This is a genomic window from Alistipes sp. HGB5 (genome assembly GCF_000183485.2).
Taxonomy (GTDB): domain Bacteria; phylum Bacteroidota; class Bacteroidia; order Bacteroidales; family Rikenellaceae; genus Alistipes; species Alistipes finegoldii.
In genome coordinates this window covers 71746-93099 of the sequence record NZ_AENZ01000010.1, presented here as the reverse complement: position 1 = coordinate 93099, position 21354 = coordinate 71746, and the positions used below count along the sequence as shown (strand labels likewise).

Annotated in this window: 21 protein-coding genes and 1 pseudogene; 17 read left to right on the top strand and 5 right to left on the bottom strand. The window is 56.6% G+C overall.

The annotated features are described in order from the left end of the window. Positions 1-38: 38 nt before the first annotated feature. Genes HMPREF9720_RS02580 through HMPREF9720_RS02565 form a run of 4 tightly spaced genes read left to right on the top strand, consistent with a single transcriptional unit; the run spans position 39 to position 2801 of the window. Positions 39-377, top strand: a complete 339-nt coding sequence (locus HMPREF9720_RS02580) for an AvaI/BsoBI family type II restriction endonuclease (protein ID WP_083817597.1) — start codon at positions 39-41, stop codon at positions 375-377. Between the two features lie 21 nt (positions 378-398). After that, positions 399-1898, top strand: a complete 1500-nt coding sequence (locus HMPREF9720_RS02575; protein WP_009596544.1) for a DNA methyltransferase — start codon at positions 399-401, stop codon at positions 1896-1898. 17 nt (positions 1899-1915) lie between these two features. Further along, positions 1916-2302: a glycosyltransferase gene (locus HMPREF9720_RS02570; RefSeq protein ID WP_009596554.1), complete on the top strand. Its 387-nt coding sequence runs from the start codon at positions 1916-1918 to the stop codon at positions 2300-2302. After that, positions 2247-2801 (top strand): glycosyltransferase, encoded by a 555-nt coding sequence (locus HMPREF9720_RS02565; protein ID WP_039939642.1) that lies wholly within the window; start codon positions 2247-2249, stop codon positions 2799-2801. The genes HMPREF9720_RS02570 and HMPREF9720_RS02565 overlap by 56 nt, the downstream gene beginning before the upstream one ends. Here HMPREF9720_RS02565 and HMPREF9720_RS15785 read toward each other — a convergent pair. Then, the gene (locus tag HMPREF9720_RS15785; protein WP_412257955.1) at positions 2793-4205 is read right to left on the bottom strand and encodes an acyloxyacyl hydrolase; all 1413 of its coding nucleotides are present in this window, start codon (positions 4203-4205) and stop codon (positions 2793-2795) included. The two genes, HMPREF9720_RS02565 and HMPREF9720_RS15785, sit on opposite strands and share 9 nt — an antisense overlap. Before the next feature lie 845 nt (positions 4206-5050). Here HMPREF9720_RS15785 and HMPREF9720_RS02555 point away from each other — a divergent pair. Next, a complete protein-coding gene (locus HMPREF9720_RS02555; protein ID WP_009596595.1) occupies positions 5051-6652 on the top strand; it encodes an ATP-binding cassette domain-containing protein in 1602 nt (533 codons plus the stop codon). 129 nt (positions 6653-6781) lie between these two features. Here the strand turns inward: HMPREF9720_RS02555 and HMPREF9720_RS02550 are convergent, their stop codons facing one another. After that, a complete protein-coding gene (locus HMPREF9720_RS02550) occupies positions 6782-8176 on the bottom strand; it encodes a decarboxylase (protein WP_009596543.1) in 1395 nt (464 codons plus the stop codon). 222 nt (positions 8177-8398) lie between these two features. Between HMPREF9720_RS02550 and HMPREF9720_RS02545 the strand changes: the two genes are divergently transcribed. The 6 genes and pseudogenes from HMPREF9720_RS02545 to HMPREF9720_RS15780 all read left to right on the top strand — a co-directional run bounded on the left by HMPREF9720_RS02545 (position 8399) and on the right by HMPREF9720_RS15780 (position 12551). Further along, positions 8399-9106, top strand: coding sequence for a hypothetical protein (locus HMPREF9720_RS02545; RefSeq protein ID WP_009596619.1), 708 nt, complete (start codon positions 8399-8401; stop codon positions 9104-9106). Then, positions 9107-10315, top strand: a complete 1209-nt coding sequence (locus HMPREF9720_RS02540) for a sigma-54 interaction domain-containing protein (RefSeq protein WP_009596552.1) — start codon at positions 9107-9109, stop codon at positions 10313-10315. An 85-nt stretch (positions 10316-10400) separates the two neighbouring features. Beyond that, entirely contained in the window at positions 10401-10910 is a 510-nt protein-coding gene (locus tag HMPREF9720_RS02535; protein ID WP_009596529.1) for an LptE family protein, read from the top strand. A 12-nt stretch (positions 10911-10922) separates the two neighbouring features. Continuing rightward, the gene (locus tag HMPREF9720_RS02530) at positions 10923-11411 is read left to right on the top strand and encodes a hypothetical protein (RefSeq protein WP_009596612.1); all 489 of its coding nucleotides are present in this window, start codon (positions 10923-10925) and stop codon (positions 11409-11411) included. Positions 11412-11422: 11 nt separating this feature from the next. Beyond that, positions 11423-11788 carry a preprotein translocase subunit SecG gene (gene secG, locus HMPREF9720_RS02525; protein ID WP_009596569.1) on the top strand — a complete coding sequence of 122 codons (366 nt, stop codon included), beginning with the start codon at positions 11423-11425 and terminating at the stop codon, positions 11786-11788. 186 nt (positions 11789-11974) lie between these two features. After that, positions 11975-12551 (top strand): annotated as a pseudogene (locus HMPREF9720_RS15780) (YdeI/OmpD-associated family protein). Positions 12552-12636: 85 nt separating this feature from the next. Here the strand turns inward: HMPREF9720_RS15780 and HMPREF9720_RS02515 are convergent. The 3 genes from HMPREF9720_RS02515 to HMPREF9720_RS02505 form a co-directional block, all read right to left on the bottom strand. Beyond that, the gene (locus tag HMPREF9720_RS02515; protein WP_009596525.1) at positions 12637-13167 is read right to left on the bottom strand and encodes a GNAT family N-acetyltransferase; all 531 of its coding nucleotides are present in this window, start codon (positions 13165-13167) and stop codon (positions 12637-12639) included. A 365-nt stretch (positions 13168-13532) separates the two neighbouring features. Further along, positions 13533-14333: a diadenylate cyclase CdaA gene (gene cdaA / locus HMPREF9720_RS02510; RefSeq protein WP_009596597.1), complete on the bottom strand. Its 801-nt coding sequence runs from the start codon at positions 14331-14333 to the stop codon at positions 13533-13535. A 213-nt stretch (positions 14334-14546) separates the two neighbouring features. Beyond that, on the bottom strand, positions 14547-15131 hold the full coding sequence (locus HMPREF9720_RS02505) for an OmpH family outer membrane protein (RefSeq protein WP_009596572.1): 585 nt from the start codon (positions 15129-15131) through the stop codon (positions 14547-14549). Between the two features lie 98 nt (positions 15132-15229). Between HMPREF9720_RS02505 and ruvA the strand changes: the two genes are divergently transcribed. From ruvA to dnaK, 6 genes are all read left to right on the top strand, one after another. After that, a complete protein-coding gene (ruvA, locus tag HMPREF9720_RS02500) occupies positions 15230-15814 on the top strand; it encodes a Holliday junction branch migration protein RuvA (RefSeq protein WP_009596600.1) in 585 nt (194 codons plus the stop codon). A gap of 104 nt (positions 15815-15918) precedes the next feature. Continuing rightward, positions 15919-16062 carry a hypothetical protein gene (locus tag HMPREF9720_RS15575; protein ID WP_009596561.1) on the top strand — a complete coding sequence of 48 codons (144 nt, stop codon included), beginning with the start codon at positions 15919-15921 and terminating at the stop codon, positions 16060-16062. Between the two features lie 115 nt (positions 16063-16177). Continuing rightward, complete coding sequence (locus HMPREF9720_RS02495) at positions 16178-16804, top strand: FKBP-type peptidyl-prolyl cis-trans isomerase (protein WP_009596613.1); 627 nt, start codon at positions 16178-16180, stop codon at positions 16802-16804. Positions 16805-16820: 16 nt separating this feature from the next. Beyond that, positions 16821-18410, top strand: a complete 1590-nt coding sequence (locus tag HMPREF9720_RS02490) for an FKBP-type peptidyl-prolyl cis-trans isomerase (RefSeq protein ID WP_009596610.1) — start codon at positions 16821-16823, stop codon at positions 18408-18410. Between the two features lie 172 nt (positions 18411-18582). Beyond that, entirely contained in the window at positions 18583-18825 is a 243-nt protein-coding gene (locus HMPREF9720_RS02485) for a hypothetical protein (RefSeq protein ID WP_009596558.1), read from the top strand. 588 nt (positions 18826-19413) lie between these two features. Beyond that, positions 19414-21333 carry a molecular chaperone DnaK gene (gene dnaK, locus HMPREF9720_RS02475; protein ID WP_039939637.1) on the top strand — a complete coding sequence of 640 codons (1920 nt, stop codon included), beginning with the start codon at positions 19414-19416 and terminating at the stop codon, positions 21331-21333. Positions 21334-21354: the final 21 nt, after the last annotated feature.

Below are 21354 nucleotides of genomic sequence, written 5' to 3'. Positions count from 1 at the left end.
GCTAAATATCAATAATATGCACAACTTTTTAAACATAAATCTTTTATAATTTAATTCCGCCAATAGGTATAGATATCAGTCTTTATAAGGGAGATCCAGAAAAGTTTGCAGGAGGAAAGATTGTGAATGATAATAACCTTGCTATCATGTTCGGAGAATTAAAAGGGGGAATAGATCCGGCTGGGGCTGATGAACATTGGCAAACTGGAAATTCTGCGTTGGTACGTATTCGCAAAGCTTTTGAGGATTATCAAGTAAAGACATCTTTTATCGCTGCTGCTATCGAAAAGAAGATGGCGACAGAGATTTACAATCAATTATCGGAAGGAATATTATCGAATGCTGCCAACCTTACAGTAGACAAACAATTGACGTGACTGGCTGATAAAATTATAAATATGCAGGATGTATTTCACAATTTGGAAATTGTTGATGCGAAAGGATGGTATGTGACCGAGTTTTCTGCTGGCAATACAAATTCTCAGAAAGCCCGTATTGCTTTAGAAGAACGGTATTGGCCTATCACCGAAATAACCGAGCGATTCAATCGTCAAAGCGTCAGTTATCAATTAAGCAAAAGAGATTGTCTGCATAAATGGCTAAAATACAAGGAGGGGTTTTCAGCTGAATTGGTTAGAACTCTTTTGAAGGATTTTCACCTGCAAAAGGGAGACATAGTGGCCGACCCTTTTATGGGCTCAGGAACAACGGCTTTAGTATCAATGTTCAATGGGTATAATAGTCTCGGATTTGACATTCTGCCAATGTCAAAAATTGCTATTCATGCAAAAACCGCTATTTACACATACAATACATTGGAGCTGAAGGAGCTTCTTAAAGAGATAATAAATTTGAACGTTCCAGAAGAATATGATGGAAGAACTCCTGAAATAAGAATTACTAAAGACGGCTATCCCAGAGAAACGAGTCGGGAGCTGGCTTATTACAAAGAACATTTTCGTAATTCCAGATATTCTGAGAATACGAAAATGCTCCTTGAACTTTGTACTTTGAATGCTTTGGAACGTATAAGCTACTCTGCAAAAGATGGGCAATATCTTCGATGGGATTGGCGTTGCCCCAAGATTATCGCAGCCGCTGAGGCCAGAGAAAAAACTGGGCGAAAACCTTTTGTTGTCAAATTGGACAAAGGGCAATTGCCATCTCTTAAAGAAGTCTTGACAGAAGAACTAAGTGGTGTTATCAAAGATATAGAGTATCTAAATAATAATCCTAGTGGATTTGATACGCAATGTAAATTTATTGAAGGAAGTGCGCTTTTTGAATTACCTAAGATTGCAGACGGAACAGTTAGTGCAGTAATATCTTCTCCTCCATACTGTAACCGATATGATTACACTCGCACCTATGCGATGGAATTAGCCTATCTCGGCATGTCAGAAGCCGGGGTGAGAAAATTACGGCAGGACTTATTGTCATGTACAGTCGAAAACAAATCTAAAATAGAACAACTACAGGATTATTACAAACAAATAGGACAACAAGAACGTTATGAGAGAACAATGAATATCGTCGATGAAAATGCGGCACTTCAAGAAATAAATAACGCCTTGAAGAACCGTAATGAAAATGGAGAAATAAACAATAAGGGAGTCCTTAAAATGGTGGAGGGGTATTTCACAGAATTGACCTTTCTGTTTTCTGAGTTGTATCGCGTATGTAAAACTGGTGCATACGTCGCTTTCGTTAATGATAATGTAAGATATGCGGGCGAAGTTATCCCGGTTGATTTTCTTACTACAAATTTGGCCGAGCAAATAGGTTTTACTCCTGTGAAAATTTACACTTTAAAGCAACAAAAAGGTAATAGTAGTCAGCAAATGAAGAAATATGGACGAGTAGCTTTGAGGAAAAGCATTACGATTTGGAAGAAATAAGAAATATTGATTAATCCATGAAAAGTTTCGAACATTTAATCATCACGCGGTTCAATCTGAACCTCTATGCGCGGGACAAACACGACGCTCCGACGCGCACCGAACGGTGGCTCGAACATCGTTTCGAGATCTTCGAACGCTATTGCCTGCCTTCGGTGGCGGCGCAGACCAACCCGAATTTCAGGTGGCTCTGTCTTTTCGACGCGGCGACGCCCGCGGCTTACCGCCGCCGCATCGGCGGTTACCAGTCCGTCTGCCCGCAGTTCCGGGCCGTATTTTACAGCGCCGGGCAGGCCGGACGCCTGACCGAAAGTCTGCGCACTACGATTTCAGGCCTGCTGGCCGGGCGTGAAGGGCTGGCCACCCCCCCCTCCGCAGCTGCTGATCACTACCAATCTCGATAACGACGACGCACTGGCCGCCGACGCCGTCGAACTGCTTCAGCGCGAAATCCGCTTCTCCTCCGGCAAACGCATCTACAGCCTTCTTTACGGTTACCAGTATTTCACCGACCGGCGCTTCGCGCTCAAAATGCGCTACACGAACAATCACTTCCTGACGCTCGTCGAGCCGTTCGATGCGCACTCCGAAACCATCGTTTCCTACCGTCATACCAAAGCCATCCGCCAGCAGCCGACGGTCTACCTCGCCACCGATAAGGGCAAGTGGCTCGAAATCGTGCACGAGGACAACGTCAGCAACGATTTTCGAATCAATATCAAAGTGTGGTATATTCCCCTGCTCTGGGGTCGCCGGTTCGCCGATTTCGGCCTGCCTGACCTCCATGTTCCGGGACTGCGGCAGTGGTTCTGCACGCTGTGCGTCGTTCCCGCGCGGTTTCTGGTCACGGCGGTCCGGCGTCTGCGCCGCAAGTGGGCGCTGCGGCGGGCTGCGTTACCTTAGTACCGGGTATTTGTTGTTGAAGCGGAATCCCACGCCCAGCATCAGGTAGTTCGGGGTCTGGAAATCCTTGAGACAGTAGCCTATGTGGACGAACGTGCGCCGTGTGGCGGCGATCTTGAGCGTCAGCATCTGATAGAACGACTTGAGGTCGCCGCCCTTGTGCAGGACGTTGACTCCCAGTCCGATGCCGACCGTGAAGTAGGGCATGACGAATTCGGCGCGTCCCGATATTCCCAGCGCGATCTGCCGGTCGATCGACGGGGTGTAGAACGTGTAGCCGGGATCGCGGCCTCCGACCTCGACGATATAATCTTCGGTGTAGACGTTGGCGCTGCCGTCGTAGACGCCGTCCAGCGAGAGACCCGCGCGGAATTTATAGCCGAAGTTGTACATCGTCGCGAAGTTGAAGCCCGCCACGCCGTAGGCGTTGGGCGAAGCGTACTGCTTGTCGCCGACCTCCACGCCTTTGCGGCGCCACGATCCGAACAGCACCAGATCGTAGCTGAAATGGCGGGGGAAATCGGGCGCGAGAAGCGGCCTGCGCGGTTTTACGAGCGGATCGTCGGCCCGGCCGAAACAGTAGAGCAGGCCGAACTTCATGCCGATCGAGTTGAGTCCCGCATTGGGAAATTTGGTGTTGCCGTTCGAGAAGTGGGTCATCGAGAGTCCCGCCGAGAAATCCAGCTCGCGCGTGAGCGTCACGTTGAGGTAGAAATCGGCGTTGATGTAGGCGTTTATCTTCGACCCCATCATTATGTTGGCCGGGTTCATCTGCGCGTCGTAGGGTTTCCAGCCGAACGACAGTCCGAAATTCCACTCGTAGTTGAACGACAGCCGCCGGCTTATCCGCGCGATGCGCGCCCCTTGGAAAATATAAAACGCCACGGGGCTGCCCAGCTCCTCCCTGTTTTCGAAACTGTAGTAGGAGACCCCGATTCCCTGATAGGCGCCTCCGTATATCCGGTCGGGACGCGATCCGGGCTGGAAGCGGAACGAGTAGCGCAGGTGGGCGGCCAGCGACAGGTCGATCGGCTGCCGGGCCAGATTGTCGCCCGCGAGGAACGGATTGGTCGGACACACGTATTCCGGACGGAGTTCCAGCCCGATACCGTGGACGAAGCGACGGCGGGGGAATGCTGCCGTACTGTCCGTACGGGTGTTGGCGCCCGTTTCGGAACCGGTGCCGAAACCGTTGCCGCCGCCCGTCGCGGAGGCTATGCGGGTGCCCGCGTTTGGCACGAAACCGGTGCTGGAACCGTTGTTGCCGTCGCCCGTCGCGGAACTTCTGTCGGAGTTACCGCTGTTTGGCGCGGATCCGCCCCAGTTGCCGGCGCCCCCGCTCTCTGCCGTGCCGGACCCGGATCCCGGACCCGTTCCGGATGCGCCGTCCGGATGTTTTCCCACTGCCCCCGATCCGGCACTGAACCCAGCCTGAAATCCGGTTTCGTATCCGGTGCGGTAACCCCTTTTATGTCCGTCTCTGTATCCTGCGTCGTACCCTGCGGCATATTCGGCCGAACGCGCCGCGCTCTGCGCCGACGGCTTTGCCGGCCGGGGCGTCGTCGTTTCGGGCGAACCGTTCGCTGTGCCGGGAGCGGATTCGACTGTCGGTTTGGCGTCGGATTTTGCGGTTTCGGGGGATTGCGGAGCGTCCGTTTCACAGGCGCCGGGACCGCTTGCGCCGGTCGGACTGCCGATTGGTTCATTAATCGTACTGTTGACCTGATAGAGATCTGCTGTCGGGGATTCCGTTGTTGTCGGATCGCCGCCGCGGTTTGCGTTCGCCGGGGCAGCCGGAGTTTCCGAAACTCCTGCCGTCGTCAGATCCTTACGGCTCTCGTCCGCCGCTTCTCCGGCTCTGGCGAAGCCGGACAGAAAGAGCATGCTTCCCGCAAGAAGCCCCGTCAATCCTTTCCGTATTTTACATTCCATAATGGCCTATCCCCGTTTTGACCGCACAAGATACGAATTTTTGCCGGAGCGCAAAGCGACAATTCGAAAAAATCCCGCCTGCAATGCGATTTTCAGCGGCCTCCGATAGCATTTCCGGGGCGTAATCGCCGGCAATACGGACTGTTATTTGGTTTCTTCGATTATTGTCCCTATCTTTGTTCCCGAACCAATATCCGCTCCGATGAGAATAAACGATTAGTAGGTCGGTTTCCTTAAACCGACGCCGTGCCGTAAAGCAACCCGGTCTGAGGTTTAACAGGTCCCTTTTCTGCGGGACCGCTATTAATCGTTTTCATATGAGTATTATCCTTAGCGGTGTTTCGTACCGCTACCGCAATCAGCAATTTCTGTTCGAAGGAATAGACCTGTCCGTCGCCGCGGGCGCCAAAGCCGCCGTCGTGGGCGACAACGGCGCCGGCAAATCGACGCTCCTTAAACTTGTCGCGGGCGAATTCGCTCCCGCCGCGGGAAGCATCGCCTGCTCCTCGCGTCCCTACTATGTGCCTCAGCACCTCTCCGCCGCCGGCATCTCCGCCGTCGGCGTTTTGGGCGTCGCGGACAAGCTCGATGCGCTCCGCGCCATCTGCGGCGGCAGCGCCGATCCCCGCTGTTACGACATTCTGGCCGACGATTGGGACGTCGAAGCCCGCTGCCGCGCCGCCCTCGACCACTGGGGACTGCCGCACGTCGGCCTGACCGACCCGGTCGATGCGCTGAGCGGCGGCGAGCGGACGAAACTCTGTCTGGCGGGGATTTCGGTCCATAACCCCTCTGTCATTCTGCTCGACGAACCGACCAATCACCTCGACACGTCGGGCCGCCGCAGGCTCTATGACCTGATCCGTGCCAGCCGTGCGACGATCGTCGTTGTGAGCCACGACGTTGCGCTGCTCAACCTGCTCGGTACGACCTGCGAACTCTCTGCGAAAGGACTGAAAGTCTACGGCGGCAACTATGATTTTTACCGCGAACGCAAACGGATCGAGGAGGAGGCGCTGGCCCAGCAGGTCGATTCCGAACAGACGGCCCTGCGGCTGGCCCGCAAAAAGGCGCAGGAGGTCCGCGAGCGACAGGAGCGGCGGATGCGTCAGGGCGAGCGGCACAAGGACCAGCTTCCGCGCATCCTGCGCCGGACGATGAAGGACAGCGGTGAACGGACCAAGGCGCAGCTCGTCGGCAAACATGCGGAGCTGATCGACGGCAGTCGGGAGCGGCTGGACGAACTGCGCCGCCGGCAGCGGACGCAGTGCGAGCTGAAAATAGATTTCGACGACGCGCAGCTTCACGACGGCAAACTGCTGGTCCGGGCCGACGGCCTGAATTTCGAATATGCGCCCGGCCGCCCGTTGTGGCGCGAACCGCTTGCGCTGGAGATCCGCAGCGGCGAACGTATCCGCCTGACCGGCGACAACGGCACGGGCAAAACGACCCTCGTCCGGCTGCTGACCGGCGAACTGGAACCCACTGCCGGACGCATCGGCAGGGCTGACTTCTCGTATGTCTGTCTCGATCAGCAATACAGCCGTGTGAACACCCCGCAGAGCGTGCTGGAACTGGCGCAGAGCTGCAATCACGGCAATCTGCAGGACCACGAACTGAAACTGCGGCTTCACCGTGCGCTGTTTGGGCAGCAGATGTGGGACAAGCGGTGCGATACGCTGAGCGGCGGCGAACGGATGCGGCTCTGCCTCTGCAGCCTGATGATCGCCAACCACGTTCCCGATCTCTTTGTCCTCGACGAGCCGACCAACAACCTCGACCTTTCGAGCCTTGCGATCCTGACCCGCACGGTCCGCAATTATCGCGGCACTCTGCTGGTCGTCTCCCACGACGACAATTTCACCCGTGAAATCGGAATTACCCGGACGGTCGGACTGGAATCGCCGCCGGCCGAATAAAAAGCGGAACCCCGGACCGGAAGAACGGGACTCAGACGGCAATAATAAATCCGGCCCCGTTGGAAAGGGCCGGATTCATTGTCAACGGGGCCGGGCATTATTTGTTTGGTGCCGCGTCTCGCGTGCGGACTAATATCCGAGTATTCTCAGCATCGAGCGGTAGGACTGCTCCTTGGCGAACAGGCGCGTGTAATACTCGTTGTCGCTCTTGTCGCGGTCGATGATGATGTGCTTGGGCGCGGGAATCAGACAGTGCTGGATGCCGCCGAAGCCGCCCAGCGACTCCTGATAGGCTCCCGTGTGGAAAAATCCGATGTACTGCGTGTTGCCCGGTTCGAGCTTGGGCAGGAAGATGGCGTTGGTGTGCGACTCGGCGTTGTAGAAATCCTCGCTGTCGCAGGTCAGTCCTCCGAGCAGCACGCGCTGGTACTCCTTGTCCCAGTTGTTCACCGCCAGCATGATGTAACGCTGGTTGATGCCCCATGTGTCGGGCAGGGTAGTGATGAACGACGAGTCGATCATGTACCAGTTCTCGCGGTCGTTCTGCTGCTTCTGGTTGACGATCGAATAGAGCGATGCGCCGCTTTCGCCCACCGTGAAGGAGCCGAACTCGGTGAAGATGTTGGGCTCTTCAGTGTCGTTGCGCTGGCAGATGTTCTTGATCTGGGCGATGATCTCTTCGGTCAGGTACTCGTAGTCGTACTCGAAGTTGAGCGAGTTCTTGATCGGGAATCCGCCGCCGATGTTGAGGCTGTCCAATTCGGGGCAGATGGCCTTCAGCTCGCAGTAGACGTTGATGCACTTCGACAACTCGTTCCAGTAGTAGGCCGTGTCCTTGATGCCGGTATTGATGAAGAAGTGCAGCATCTTGAGCTGGAACTTCTTGCTGTTCTTGAGTTTGGCCTTGTAGAAGTCGATGATGTCGTTGTAGCGGATGCCCAGACGCGAGGTATAGAACTCGAACTTGGGTTCCTCCTCGCAGGCGATGCGGATGCCGACCTTGCATTTCTTGGTGAACGAATCCTCGAACAGCTCCAGCTCCTCCTTGTTGTCGAGCACAGGAATGGTGTTCACGAAGCCGTCGTTGACCAGCTGGGCGATGTTCTCCACATACTGCGGCCGCTTGAAACCGTTGCAGATGATGTAGCGGTCCTTGTCGATGATTCCGCTGTCGTAGAGCGCATTGATGATATGAATGTCGTATGCCGACGACGTTTCGAGATGAATGTCGTTCTTCATTGCCTCCTCCAGCACGAACGAGAAGTGGCTCGACTTGGTGCAGTAACAATAGTTGTACGAGCCCTTGTAGTCCACCTTGGCCATCGCCACGTTGAACATACGCTTGGCCCGGTTGATCTGCTGCGAGATCTTCGGCAGGTAGGTTATCTTGAGCGGCGTGCCGTACTGTTTTATCAACTCCATGAGCGGAATGTCGTGGAAATTCAGCTCGTTGTCTTCGACCGAGAACTCATCCTGCGGGAAGTCGAACGTCTGTTCGATGAGGTCGATGTACTTGTCCTTCATGGCTCGTTTGTCGTGGTTTTTACAATCCGTCCCGTCTACATCCGAAATTTTCGGGCAATGTAGCTCGCCCGGATTTTCCGAAAAAACGGGATGCAAAGTAGGCGAATATTTTTCGTATAACCAACACTTTGCCGGATTATTTTGAAAAACTCCCCCGAATTTTGGTTTTTTCTTCGAAAAAAGGTACTTTTGGTGCAAATTTCAAGCAAGATTTCAATCGTGTTGATTCGCACCATATCGCAATATCTTGAGTCGCACAAACGGCTCGTCGTTCCCCAGCTTGGGACGTTTATCGTCAAGGAGCCGGGCGTAAGCATCGTTTTCTCGGAACTTCTGAAGCGCGACGACGGGACGCTCCGCCGTCTGCTTATCGACGGGGGGCTGAGCGAACTGGAAGCGGCGGGGGAGATCGACCGCTTCGTCTTCGAGGTGCGCCACGCCGTGGAGCACGGCGCCGAATTCCGGCTCGACGGTTTCGGCGTGATGAGGCCCGGTCCCAACGGCACCATCGCCTTCGCTTTCGAATCCCGCCGTGCGGAGTCCGCATCCGGCGCATCCGGACTTCCCGGTGCGGCCGCGGCGTCCGACGGACAGCCGAAGCCCGCCCGCCGGCCCTACGACGAACCCCGCATTTCGACTTCGGCCAAGATGGCTCCCGATCCTTCGGTGCGCGGCCTGCGCTACGGCAAGCCGCCCAAAAACACCGACGCCTATACTTACGTGGACCGTCCTCCGCGCCGCCGCAAGGCGGACCGCTTCATCTGGATCGCCCTGATCGCCGCGGCCCTCGCCGTCGCGGCCATCGCGTTCGGCTATCTGCGCGAGGCGAAGGACCGGGAGACCGAGATGCAGTACCTCGAACAGCCTGCCGACACCCATACCGCGGCGTCCGGCGATGCGGCACAACCAGAACAACCCATTACGGAATAAATGACGGATATCACCACAGTCAAACAACGCTTCGGCATCATCGGCGCTTCGGAACTTCTGGACCGGGCGCTGGAGGTCGCCGTGCGCGTGGCTCCGACCGACCTGACGGTACTCGTCACGGGCGAAAGCGGCGTGGGCAAGGAGTTTTTCCCGCAGGTCATCCACGCTTACTCGGCCCGCAAACACAATAAATATATAGCCGTCAACTGCGCGGCCATTCCCGAAGGCACGATCGACTCGGAGCTTTTCGGCCACGAGAAAGGCTCCTTCACCGGAGCGCTCGAAGCCCGCAAGGGCTATTTCGAGGAGGCCGACGGGGGTACGATCTTCCTCGACGAGGTCGCCGAACTGCCGCATCCGACGCAGGCGCGCCTGCTGCGCGTGCTGCAGACGGGCGAATTCATACGTGTCGGTTCGTCGAAGGTCCAGAAGACCGACGTCCGCGTCGTCGCGGCCACGAACATGAATTTGCAGCAGGCCATCGCTTCGGGCCGCTTCCGCGAGGATCTCTATTACCGCCTGAGCACGGTGCCGATCACCGTTCCGGCGCTGCGCGAGCGTCCGCAGGACATTCCGCTGCTGTTCCGCAAATTCGCCGCCGACGTGGCCGTGCAGTACCGCATGCCCGCCGTGACGCTCGATCCCGCGGCGCGCGAGATGCTGATGCATTATTACTGGCGGGGCAATATCCGCCAGCTTAAAAACGTTGCTGAACAGATATCGGCCATCGAGCAGACGCGTCTCATTACGCCCGACGTGCTGGCCAAATACCTGCCGCCGCAGGGCGGGGGCGCTCCCGTCATGATGGGCGGGGCGCCGGTCGACGATGCGATGTCCACCGAACGCGAACTGCTCTACAAGGTGCTTTTCGACATGCGCGCCGACATCAACGACCTGAAGCGGATGATGTCCGAGCTGCTGCACAACCCCTGTCAGGAGCCGGTCCGCGACGTCAAGGCGCTGCTGTCGACCACGGCGCAAAGCTCCGCGCCCGTCTATGCAGCAGGCTCGGTTCCGGTCTTCGCCGAGAGCGAGGAGGTGACCGACGAGCCGCCGCGCGAGATGACCAAGGCTGACATGCAGCGCGAGCAGATCATCCGCGCCCTGCGCCGCAACAACGGCCGCCGCCGCGAAGCCGCCGCCGAGCTGTTCATGTCCGAGCGCACGCTCTACCGCAAGATCAAGGAGCTGGGCATCGAAGAGAACTGACGGCTGACGACCCTCCCCGGATCGTCCGGCGGAGTGCACTGAAAATAACCGGTTCCGAACCGGAGTAAAACGATAGATTTTCGGCATGAAGATAAAATTCGCAATCACGGCCCTTTGCGCCGCCCTGCTGACGGGCTGCGGCGTGGCCATCAAATATTCGCTTTCGGGCGCTTCGATTCCGCCCGACGCCAAGACCTTCAGCGTGGCCTATTTCCCCAACAACGCCACGATGGTCGCGCCGATCCTCAGTTCGACGCTCACCGACGCACTGGTTGACATGTTCACCCGCCGCACCCGCCTGATGCAGGTCGAGGAGGGCGGCGACTTCGCCTTCGAGGGCGAGATCACCAACTACATGTCGGCGACCTCGTCGGTTTCGACCGACGACTACGCGGTGCTCAACCGCCTTTCGATCACCGTCAAGGTGCGCTTCACGAATGCGCTCGACGAAAAAATGTCGTTCAACCGGACGTTCACGGCTTTCGAGGATTACGAATCCACGCGGCTGCTCTCCGAGGTCGAGGGCGAGCTGATCCCCCAGATCGTCGATAAACTGGTTACGGATATTTTTCAGGCTTCGGCCTCCAACTGGTAAAACCTGCGCGGCATGACGGATTTCAGACAATACCTCGCATCGCCCGCCACCGCGGAGCGCCCTTCCGCCGGGGAGCTGGACGCCCTCGCGGCGCGTTACGAATGGTTCGCTCCGGTCCGTATCGCACGGGAGATCGTAACCGGGATATGCGATCCGCGGCTGGCCGTCACGGCCCCGTGGCGGGCGCAGAGTTCGCTGCTGCGCCGACCGATCGACGCGGAGGCCGTCCTGCGGCTTTCGTCGGACGACATCATCGACCGCTTTCTGCAGGAGGACGACCTGCGCATCGTCGCGGCCGACGGCGAACCGGAGGAGGAGGTCCGCACGGCCGCCGAGCTGGACGACGACGACGAGGTCGTGAGCGAAGAGCTGGCCGAAATCTATCTCGCGCAGGGGCTTTGTGACAAAGCAATAGCGATTTATCGCAAATTAAGTTTGCTAAATCCCGAAAAAAGTGTTTACTTTGCCGAGCTAATTGGCAAATTGGAAAACAATAATTAAAATTCAACGATATGTTATACACGATTTGCATTGCCCTGATACTCATCGCGAGCGTATTGATCATCCTTGCGGTATTGGTGCAGAACCCCAAGAGCGGCATGGCCGCCAACTTCGGCGCGTCGAACCAAGTGATGGGCGTGCGCGAGACTTCGGACTTTTTGGAGAAATTCACGTGGACGATGGCCATTGCTATCGTCGTGCTGAGTCTGGTCGCTACGCTGGCTATGGACAAAGGCCTTGTCGCCGAGAGCAACAGCGAGATTTCGAAGGACGTTAAGGCGCTTCAGGAGCGCGTTATCGAGTCGGAAACTCCCGCCACGATGCCGCAGGCCGAGATTCCCGCCGCCGAAGTTCCCGCCGAGCAGTCGGCCGAATAGGGGCTGGGTTTCAGCCGGACAGTGCCGGCCGCGAGGAACGGGGTTCCCGGCCGATGCGGGTGCTGTCTGATATTTTACAAGCCGTGGATTTTCCACGGCTTTTCGTTTTTCCCGTATTCGGTCGTACGTCCTGCGCCGAAGTATTGTCGGGTGCAGGACAATCGCTCGAATCCAAAATCGGTTATTATGACAACGGAAAGTGGAATAAAGTATTTTGAAAACCGCGAGGAGTGGCGGAGATGGCTGACTGACAATTTCGATACGGCCCGTGAGATATGGTTCGTGTTTCCGCATAAGTCGTCCGGTAAGAAAAGCATCGTATATAATGATGCGGTTGAAGAAGCCCCTTTGTTTCGATTGGATCGACAGCACGATAAGACCCCTCGACGCAGAGCATAAAATTCAGCGTTTCACCCCCAGAAATCCCAAAAGTCCTTACTCGCAAGCCAATAAGGAAAGACTTAAATGGCTCATGGACAATGGAATGATACACCCGAAATTCGAGGAGAAGATACAGAAGGTGCTTTCCGTCCCTTTTGTATTTCCGGACGATATCATCGACCGGCTGAAAGAAGATCGAACGGTCTAGAGAAACTACTGCCGTTTTCCGGAAACCTATAAACGTATCCGCATTGCCTACATCGAAGCTGCGAGGTCGCGTCCCGAAGAGTTCGGGAAGCGGTTGAACCACTTCATTTGCAAGACGAAGGAAAATAAGACGATACGGGGATTCGGCGGAATTGAAAAATACTATTCGAAATAAAATTCCGGTGCATGGCCGGACGGGCTGCCCGCTCTTGCGGCTGCCCGACGGGACCGGCCTCCCGGCAGCTCCTGTTTCGCCGCTTCTATTTTTCAGTCCCGATCAGGTAGAGCACATGCCGTCGCAGGGGATGGCCTTCGGGCAGGGCGGGGTGGTCGAACTCGCACAAAAGCTCCATGCCGAGCTTCTGCATGACCCGCTGCGAGCGCAGGTTCGTGACGGTCGTGAAGGCTACCAGTTCTTCGATGCCCAGCTTTGCGGCGAGCGCTACGCAGGCCTGCGCCGCTTCCGTCGCATAACCCTGATCCCAGAACTCGGCCCGCAGGCGCCAACCGATTTCGATTTTATCCTTCATGCCCGTAAACGTTACGCGGTGCAGTCCCGTATAACCGAGCAGCTCGCCGTCCTCGCGCCGCTCGACGGCGTACAGGCCGAATCCCTCGGTCGAGAACTCCTCGCGTATGCGTTCCATGAATTCCGCCGACTGCTCCGGCGCCAGCGGTGCCGGAAAGTACTCCATCACGCGCGGGTCGGCGTTCATGGCCGTAAATGTTCCGAGGTCTTCTTCCCGCCATGTGCGCAGCACGAGCCGGGGTGTAGGTGCTGGAAAAATCATTTCGCAAATTCTGTTTTGAATTGGTGGATGTAGATACCGTATTCCGAATGCCGTTCGGATTTCGGCTTCGCATCGCAGCCGGTCCCGCCGCCGTGTGTTTTCCGGAACCGGATCGGCTGCTTCCGACTGCAGTTGTCTGCCGGGCGTTTACCGCTCCCGGCCGCGGACATTTGTCCGCCTCTTTTTTTTATTCGGTCGGGACTTCTGTCCTGCCGTTTTTCGTTTTGTCGGGAGCTGTCTGCTCTTCAACAGCGTCCGGATTCAGCCGGCCCGGTCGTCCGCTCTTCTGCGGCCCGGATTCAACTACCGGTCCGATCGTCCGCTCTTTTACGGCCCGGAGGAAACCGCCCTCCCTTTCTGCGGCCCTACTCGGCCACCTCTTTTTTCGAACGCTTGCGGGTGTTGATCGTCAGATAGCGTTGCAGGGTCTGCTGCAACCGTACCGGATCGATGTCACGGCGCAGTTCGCCGCTCTGTGCGATCGAAATGCCGCCCGTCTCTTCGGAAACGACGATGATGATGGCGTCCGAAATCTCGCTCATGCCGATCGCGGCGCGGTGGCGTGTGCCGTACGATTTGGGTACGTCGCTCTGCGTTACGGGCAGGATGCACTTCGCGGCCACGATGCGGTCGCCTTCGATGATTGCGGCGCCGTCGTGCAGCGGGGCGTTCTTGAAGAAGATATTGCGGATCAGCGGCGTCGAAACCTTTGCGTCGAGCGCGATGCCGCCCTCGGCGATCAGCCGCAGGTCGCTCTGCTGTCCGATGACGATCAGCGCGCCGGTTTTCGTCTCCGACATCTCGCGGCAGGCCGTGACGATCGGTACGACGTTGGTCTGCACCGCATCGTCGCCCGTCGAGAAGATGCGGGTGATGAAGTTGAAATGTTTCTGGCGCATGCCGATCATCTGCAGGAAACGCCGCAGTTCGGGCTGGAAGACGATGATCAGCGCAATGGCTCCGACCGAAATCAGCTGTCCCAGAATTGTGGAGAGCAGTTCCATGTTGAGCGTCCGCACGACGACCCATAGCAGGTAGATGGCGATGATGCCTGAGAGAATATAGGGCGCGTTGGTGCCTTTGGTCATGCGGTAGATCCAGTACATGATCACGGCGACCAGAATGATGTCTATGAAATCGACGAATGTGAACGGAACGAAACCCATTGCGTGTGCGTTGCTTTTTAGTTTTCCTGCAAATGTATAAAAAAATACGGACTTTTCCTCGGTCGGGCCTCAATAAGTCGTGCCGATGTGCTGCCGGCCTGCCGGTCGCCGCAGCCCGGCAGGCATGTTTCGGCGGTTCCCCACGCAGGCGCGTCCACGAAAAAAGCCGTCCCGCAGGGGACGGCTCTTATTCATGCAGCGGAACCGGATTGCTTATTTCTTCTCGGCTTTCTGGTCGGCCGCATACAGCTCGTTTACCTTCGCCAGCACGGCGGGGGTGATGTTGAGCGTCGTGTCGGCGTCGATAAGGGCCGTCGAGTTGATGATCAGCTTGTACTTCTTGCCGGCGTTGATATCCTGCACGGCGCGGTGCAGCAGATCCTGCGCCCGGTTGGTGAATACGAAGTTCTCTTCGTCGAGCGCCTGCGCCTCTTTCTGCGCCGAGGACTGGTAGGCGGCCACGCGCTTTTCGATGCTCTGCTGCTGGGCCTGCGCGTCGTTGGTCGTAATCAGTCCCTTCTGATACTTCTCCTGTAACTGGGCGGCTTCGGACTGAAGGTTCTGCTCCTTCTGCGCCCAGCTCTTCTGCGCCTTCTGGGTCTTCTCCTGCAGGGCCTTGCCTTCGTTCAGGAAAAGATCGCACTGAGCCAGCACGGCTTCCACCTGTACATAGGCGATGTCGCTTGAGCCGATTTCGCGGGTCGCCTCTTCTGCGGCGGCCGCCGTCTCAGTGGTTTTCGTACCGCAGGCCGTCATGGCGCAAGCCGCAACAAGCGCCGTAAAAAGCATTTTTTTCATGTCGTTTTTTATCGGGTTTAGTTAAATATTCCGCTTTTGAATCACAAAGGTAAAAAAAAATCTTTATTTTTGCCCCACGCCTTGTAAATTTTGACTCCATGTATGAATACATCAGCGGTCCGGTGGCCGAAGTCGCTCCCGCATACGCAGTTATAGATGCCGGCGGGGTAGGTTATTACCTCCATATCTCGCTTGAAACGTTTTCGGCCATCGAGCACACCGAGACGGCCCGTCTGTACGTCCATTACGTCGTGCGCGAGGACGCGCAGCTGCTCTACGGTTTCGCGACCAAAACCGAGCGCGAACTCTTCCGCCATCTGATCAGCGTGTCGGGCGTCGGCGGCAATACCGCCCGGATGATCCTTTCGACCTATTCGCCGCGCGAATTGCAGGGCATCATCACTTCGGGCAACGCCGTGCTGCTGAAAAACGTCAAGGGGCTGGGGCTGAAAACCGCCCAGAAAATCATCGTCGAGCTGAGCGGCAAGCTCACCGGACTGGGCGACGCCGACGCCGCTCTTCCGGCTGCCGGCAACGGCGAAAAGCTCGAAGAGGCGCTCGCGGCGCTGGTCATGCTCGGCTTTGCCAAAACTGCCGCCGAGAAGGCTCTTCGCGGCATTCTGCGCGAAAATCCGGGGGCTTCGGTCGAGGATTTGGTGCGAATGGGCTTAAAAAGCCTATGAAAAGTCTTTTTTCATCAACGAAATCGAATAATTCCCCCCCCGTTTGTTTGGTTTGGTAAGATATTTGCTATACCTTCGCACCCGTTACTTGATATTATTGATTTATGGAAGAACAAATCCCTCTTGGCTTTATCGGTATCCTGCTAGGGGTGTTCGCCTTTGCCTTCCTGATCGGTGTAGGCGTCATATATCTGAAGCAACGGCGAATTCAACGTCTCAAAAATCCCCGGAAAGACTATTATCGGTAGCATAATCGACGGCTTCGGCCGTCTTTTTTTTGCCCCGGCATGCTAACCGGGGCTTTTTTTGCGTTTCATGCTGTAAAATCGGATTGTTTTTGTAAATTTGCACGATTATACGACGATGAGCAGAGTTTTCATATCCATATTCGCGGCGCTGGTGCTGCTGGCCGGATGCTCCGACGAGGAGGACATCCTGCCCACGCAGAAGACGAAGATCGTCTCCTACCTGACCGGCACCCATTCGCCCAAGCTCGTGGCCTATGAGGAGCTGGAGGAGGGGAGCGACGAGCCTTACTTCACCACTTCGGGCAACGCGGTCTACCGCTACATCGCGGGGATCAACAACCCCGACCGCGTGAACTGGACCGAGGTGACGCGCACCTCGAAGGTGACCGTCACTTTCAGCGCCTACGTCTTCACCTTTGCCAATATCGTGACGCCCGCGACGTCCTCCACCAACCTTACGATGCCCTATTATTCGAACGATCCGGTGCTGATCGCGGCGATGGAAGATCCCGAAAACGGTCCCGGTCTGACGCCGGGCGCGTGGTCGTCCGAACCGCTGGAGATAGATATGCGCGGTTCCGGCATAATAAAAGGGCTTTACGATGCGTTACTTGGTTGTCGTGAGGGCGACTATGTCGAATCCTACATGACCTACAATATGGCTTACGGCGACATCAACTTCAGTACGATCCCGAAGGAGAGTCCCGTCGCTTATTTTTTTACGGTAAACAGTGTCGAGTAAAATACAAACCGAAAATATGAAATTTATTACCCGTTTTTTATGCGTGCCGGTTGCCGGCCTTCTGGCGCTGACATCCTGTGCGAAAGACGAAGACGAATCGTACGTTCAGTTCGAGAATCAGGCGCTCGAAGCGTGGATGACCCAGCACCGTCCCGATCTGGTGAAGAACTACCAGCCCGACGGCGGTTATTATATCGACGTACTCGATGCCGGGGAGCCGGATAAAGATCCGCTCAACAAGGAGCCGATCTGGGTGTCGTTCGACTTCACGGGGCGCGATCTGGCCGGCAATATTATCCTCACACGCAGTGCATCCGACGCCAAGCTGACGGGCGCTTTTTCCAAGTATACCCATTATGTGCCGTTTTACCGCTATTGCGGCACCGAAAATACGGGACTGATGGAGGGCACGTGGCTGGCCATGCGCAACACGCTGAAACTCGACCAGGAGTATTTCGACAAGTATAAAAACGATCCCGAGCGCCGTCTCACCTCTACCGAGCTGCAGCTCCGCATCGGCTCCAAGATACAGCTTTACATGCCCTCTACCGTCGTCGGCAACGGCGTCGAGGGTACGGGAGGCTATGAAGGGCAGGGTTCTCCGAGCAAATATACGCTGAGCGCCAACCGTCCGTTCATTGTCACGATGGAGATCCGCGATACGGTCAGCAACCCCCTCGAACGCGAGGGTAAAAACGTGGACGAATTCAGCGACGGCAACGGCGGCCGGCTGGTCTACGGCAAGGAAGCCGACGAAAAGACGCAAACCGTCGTTCGTCCGACCGATCCCGAAGACCCGAACCACGCCTATGTGACCGACAAACGCTGGGTCAGCGCCTGCGATACCATTCCGCAGCTCTATGTGAACGTGCGCTATGATCCGACGCAGGCCGCAGACCGGCTGGATTATCCGGCTCCGTACCACTCGGGATACGAACCCTATGTGACCGAAGAGTCCGTAAAAACGATCGATGAGAAGATCGCCGAAGCGCTGAAAAAGCGTTTCTATCCTGACGACGACGATAAATACGAAGGCGTCGTGAAGCTCGATGCCGATTCGGTGACGCTCGAAGGTACAGCCAAAATCTGGTATATCGGGCGTTTCCTCGACGGCTTTATCTTCGATACGAATATCGACGAGGTGAAGAAGATCATTTACGGCGAGGTCAAATCCGCCGGTTCGGCGCTCTCCTATAAGCCGTCGGAAAGAAAGATGATCGAAGCCTTCTACTACACGATTCCCAACCTCAAGTACGGCCAGTGGGCCGAGCTGATCACCACTTCGACCAACGCCTATGGCTCGTCGGGCAAGACCGGATCGACCAGCTCCTCCACGTCGGGCACGAGCGGTTATTCGTCGAGCTATTACGATTACCTGAACTACCTGAATTACGCCAACAGCTATTACGGCAGCGGCGGCTATTACGGCGGTTACTACAATAACTATTACGGCGGTTACGGCGGCTACTACGGCGGTTATTACGGCGACATGTACGGCAGCGACTACAACAGCTCCAGCACGGGAACTACGGTCACGACCATCAGCACCGAGATTCCCTCGTTCACGCCGCTTATTTTCCAGCTTTACATCGAGCCGAAGGAGTAATCCGGCGCCGGATACGAAAACTGAAACCGCACTTTCCCGACGGAAAGTGCGGTTTCTTTTTTATTATCTCCCCGTTTCGTTTTTATTACACATTTTTAAGGCAGAAATTTTGCAGTTCACCAAAAATGTATTAACTTAGTGATGCAGAACTTCAACTTAAAATTCAACGGATATGATTATCACATTTAACGAGTTGCGCCGTATCAAGGACAGACTGCCCAGCGGCAGCTCGCAGCGCATTGCAGATGAGTTAGGAATTGATGTAGACACCGTCCGCAACTATTTCGGAGGCAAGCACGAGGCGAAAGAATGCGTGGGTGTCCACTTCGAGCCGGGGCCGGACGGAGGCGTGGTTACGCTGGACGATACGACGATTCTCGACGTTGCGATGCGTATTCTGGGCGAGCAGAAATAAATATTGTATGCCGGCCTTCGGGCCGTGTCGTCGGGCCTGCGGTTGCGCAGGCCTGTTTTTTTGCCGCCTGACTCTGCAGTCCTGTCTGTCTTCGTTGCATCGCCCTTTGCATCGCCCTTTGCGCCGCCCATCGTTCATCGCCCGCCGTTTGTTGGTCGTCGTCCATTGTCTATTCCTTGCCGCGGGTTGTTTATCGCCCGCCGTTGCGCCGCTTCTCTTTCCGCTGCCGTTCGGTCCGGACCACGGCTTTTGTATCCGCGGAATCCCGGCCTGCGTGTCTGCGGGAGCTGCTTGCCGTGTCGTTCCGCAGCGGTTCCGTCGGTCTGCCTTTCCTCGAAAAAGCCTCCGCCTTCCGCAGCTTGGTCGCCGCGCCGTTTCTGACAAAATAACACCTTGCATCCTGCTTTCCGGGGCGATATTCCCGGCCCGGTCTGCCATTCTGCTGACAATTTGGCAGAGATTGCCGTTTGGTACAACCTTTGTTCAAATTCAGGGCGTGACCGGCGCTCCGGACCCGCAGGGCGGAAGAACTCCGGCGGCACGGAAAGAAAACGGAAAAAATATAAACAATTAAACTCATATACGATTATGGCAAAGATTATTGGTATCGACTTAGGAACTACTAACTCCTGCGTGGCAGTGATGGAAGGCAGCGAGCCTGTAGTTATTCCCAACTCCGAAGGACACCGCACGACTCCGTCGGTAGTGGCTTTCACGGCGGACGGCGAGCGCAAGGTGGGCGACCCCGCCAAGCGTCAGGCTATCACCAACCCCAAACGCACGGTCTTCTCGATCAAGCGTTTCATGGGCGAGCGTTACGATCAGGTGGCCTCCGACATCGCACGCGCTCCGTATGAAATCGTCAAGGGCGACAACAATACGCCCCGCGTCGATATCGACGGACGTCAGTACACGCCGCAGGAGATTTCGGCGATCATCCTTCAGAAGATGAAGAAGACTGCCGAGGATTACCTCGGACAGGAGGTTTCGGAAGCCGTCATCACGGTTCCTGCCTACTTCTCCGACTCGCAGCGTCAGGCCACCAAGGAGGCGGGCGAAATCGCAGGTCTGAAGGTGCGCCGTATCATCAACGAGCCGACCGCTGCCGCACTGGCTTACGGCATGGACAAGAAGGACAGCGACATGAAGATCGCCGTGTACGACCTCGGCGGCGGTACGTTCGATATTTCGATCCTCGAACTTGGCGACGGCGTCTTCGAGGTGAAGTCCACCAACGGCGATACGCACCTCGGCGGCGACGACTTCGACCACGTGCTGATCGACTATATGGCCGAGGCGTTCAAGGCCGAGCACCAGATCGACCTGCGTCAGGACCCGATGGCCCTCCAGCGTCTGAAGGAGGCCGCCGAGAAGGCGAAGATCGAGCTCTCGTCCTCGACGACGACGGAGATCAACCTCCCGTATATCATGCCCGTAAACGGCATTCCGCAGCACCTCGTGATGTCGCTCACGCGTGCCAAGTTCGAGCAGCTCTGCGATCACCTGATCCGCAAGACCATCGAACCCTGCAAACTGGCGCTGCGCGACGCGGGTCTCGACGCCTCGCAGATCAACGAGGTGATCCTCGTGGGCGGTTCGACCCGTATTCCCGCGATCCAGAAGATCGTGGAGGAGTTCTTCGGCAGGACGCCCAACAAGAGCGTGAACCCCGACGAAGTGGTGGCCATCGGCGCCGCAATTCAGGGCGGTGTGCTCACGGGCGAGGTCAAGGACGTGCTGCTGCTCGACGTTACGCCGCTGTCGCTGGGTATCGAGACGCTGGGCGGCGTGATGACCAAGCTCATCGACGCCAACACCACCATCCCGACCCGCAAGTCGGAGGTCTTCTCGACGGCTGCCGACAACCAGCCTTCGGTCGAGATCAACGTTTGTCAGGGCGAGCGTCCGCTGGCCCGCGACAACAAGTCGATCGGCCGCTTCCACTTGGACGGCATTCCCGCCGCACCGCGCGGCGTGCCGCAGATCGAGGTGACGTTCGACATCGACGCCAACGGCATCCTGAACGTATCGGCCAAGGACAAGGGCACGGGCAAGGAGCAGAAGATCCGCATCGAGGCCTCTTCGGGCCTTACCGAGCAGGAGATCCAGCGCATGCGCGACGAGGCGAAGGCCAACGAAGCGAAGGACAAGGAGGAGAAGGAGCGTATCGACAAGATCAACGCCGCCGACTCGAACATCTTTGCGACCGAGAAACAGCTCAAGGAGTACGGCGACAAACTTCCTGCCGACAAGAAATCGGCGATCGAGGGGGCTTTGGCCAAGCTGAAGGAGGCTCACAAGAACGCCGACGTCGCGGCTATCGACACGGCTATCGCCGAACTGAATGCCGCATGGCAGGCCGCTTCGCAGGACATCTACGCCCAGCAGCAGGCGCAGGGCGCCCAGCCCGGAGCCGATGCCGGCCAGCAGTCGCAGGCTAACGCCGGCAATGCGTCGAACGGTGACAGCTCGCAGCCTGAGGACGTCGAGTTCGAGGAGGTGAAGTAATTCCGAAGTGTTCCGAACACT

What these genes read in the sequence shown, in the direction of transcription:
- HMPREF9720_RS02575 (WP_009596544.1), top strand. Translation starts at nt 399, where the DNA reads ATGCAGGATGTATTTCACAATTTGGAAATTGTTGATGCGAAAGGATGG.
- HMPREF9720_RS02570 (WP_009596554.1), top strand. Translation starts at nt 1,916, where the DNA reads ATGAAAAGTTTCGAACATTTAATCATCACGCGGTTCAATCTGAACCTC.
- HMPREF9720_RS02555 (WP_009596595.1), top strand. Translation starts at nt 5,051, where the DNA reads ATGAGTATTATCCTTAGCGGTGTTTCGTACCGCTACCGCAATCAGCAA.
- HMPREF9720_RS02550 (WP_009596543.1), bottom strand. Translation starts at nt 8,176, where the DNA reads ATGAAGGACAAGTACATCGACCTCATCGAACAGACGTTCGACTTCCCG.
- HMPREF9720_RS02540 (WP_009596552.1), top strand. Translation starts at nt 9,107, where the DNA reads ATGACGGATATCACCACAGTCAAACAACGCTTCGGCATCATCGGCGCT.
- HMPREF9720_RS02535 (WP_009596529.1), top strand. Translation starts at nt 10,401, where the DNA reads ATGAAGATAAAATTCGCAATCACGGCCCTTTGCGCCGCCCTGCTGACG.
- HMPREF9720_RS02530 (WP_009596612.1), top strand. Translation starts at nt 10,923, where the DNA reads ATGACGGATTTCAGACAATACCTCGCATCGCCCGCCACCGCGGAGCGC.
- secG (WP_009596569.1), top strand. Translation starts at nt 11,423, where the DNA reads ATGTTATACACGATTTGCATTGCCCTGATACTCATCGCGAGCGTATTG.
- HMPREF9720_RS02515 (WP_009596525.1), bottom strand. Translation starts at nt 13,167, where the DNA reads ATGATTTTTCCAGCACCTACACCCCGGCTCGTGCTGCGCACATGGCGG.
- cdaA (WP_009596597.1), bottom strand. Translation starts at nt 14,333, where the DNA reads ATGGGTTTCGTTCCGTTCACATTCGTCGATTTCATAGACATCATTCTG.
- HMPREF9720_RS02505 (WP_009596572.1), bottom strand. Translation starts at nt 15,131, where the DNA reads ATGAAAAAAATGCTTTTTACGGCGCTTGTTGCGGCTTGCGCCATGACG.
- ruvA (WP_009596600.1), top strand. Translation starts at nt 15,230, where the DNA reads ATGTATGAATACATCAGCGGTCCGGTGGCCGAAGTCGCTCCCGCATAC.
- HMPREF9720_RS15575 (WP_009596561.1), top strand. Translation starts at nt 15,919, where the DNA reads ATGGAAGAACAAATCCCTCTTGGCTTTATCGGTATCCTGCTAGGGGTG.
- HMPREF9720_RS02495 (WP_009596613.1), top strand. Translation starts at nt 16,178, where the DNA reads ATGAGCAGAGTTTTCATATCCATATTCGCGGCGCTGGTGCTGCTGGCC.
- HMPREF9720_RS02490 (WP_009596610.1), top strand. Translation starts at nt 16,821, where the DNA reads ATGAAATTTATTACCCGTTTTTTATGCGTGCCGGTTGCCGGCCTTCTG.
- HMPREF9720_RS02485 (WP_009596558.1), top strand. Translation starts at nt 18,583, where the DNA reads ATGATTATCACATTTAACGAGTTGCGCCGTATCAAGGACAGACTGCCC.
- dnaK (WP_039939637.1), top strand. Translation starts at nt 19,414, where the DNA reads ATGGCAAAGATTATTGGTATCGACTTAGGAACTACTAACTCCTGCGTG.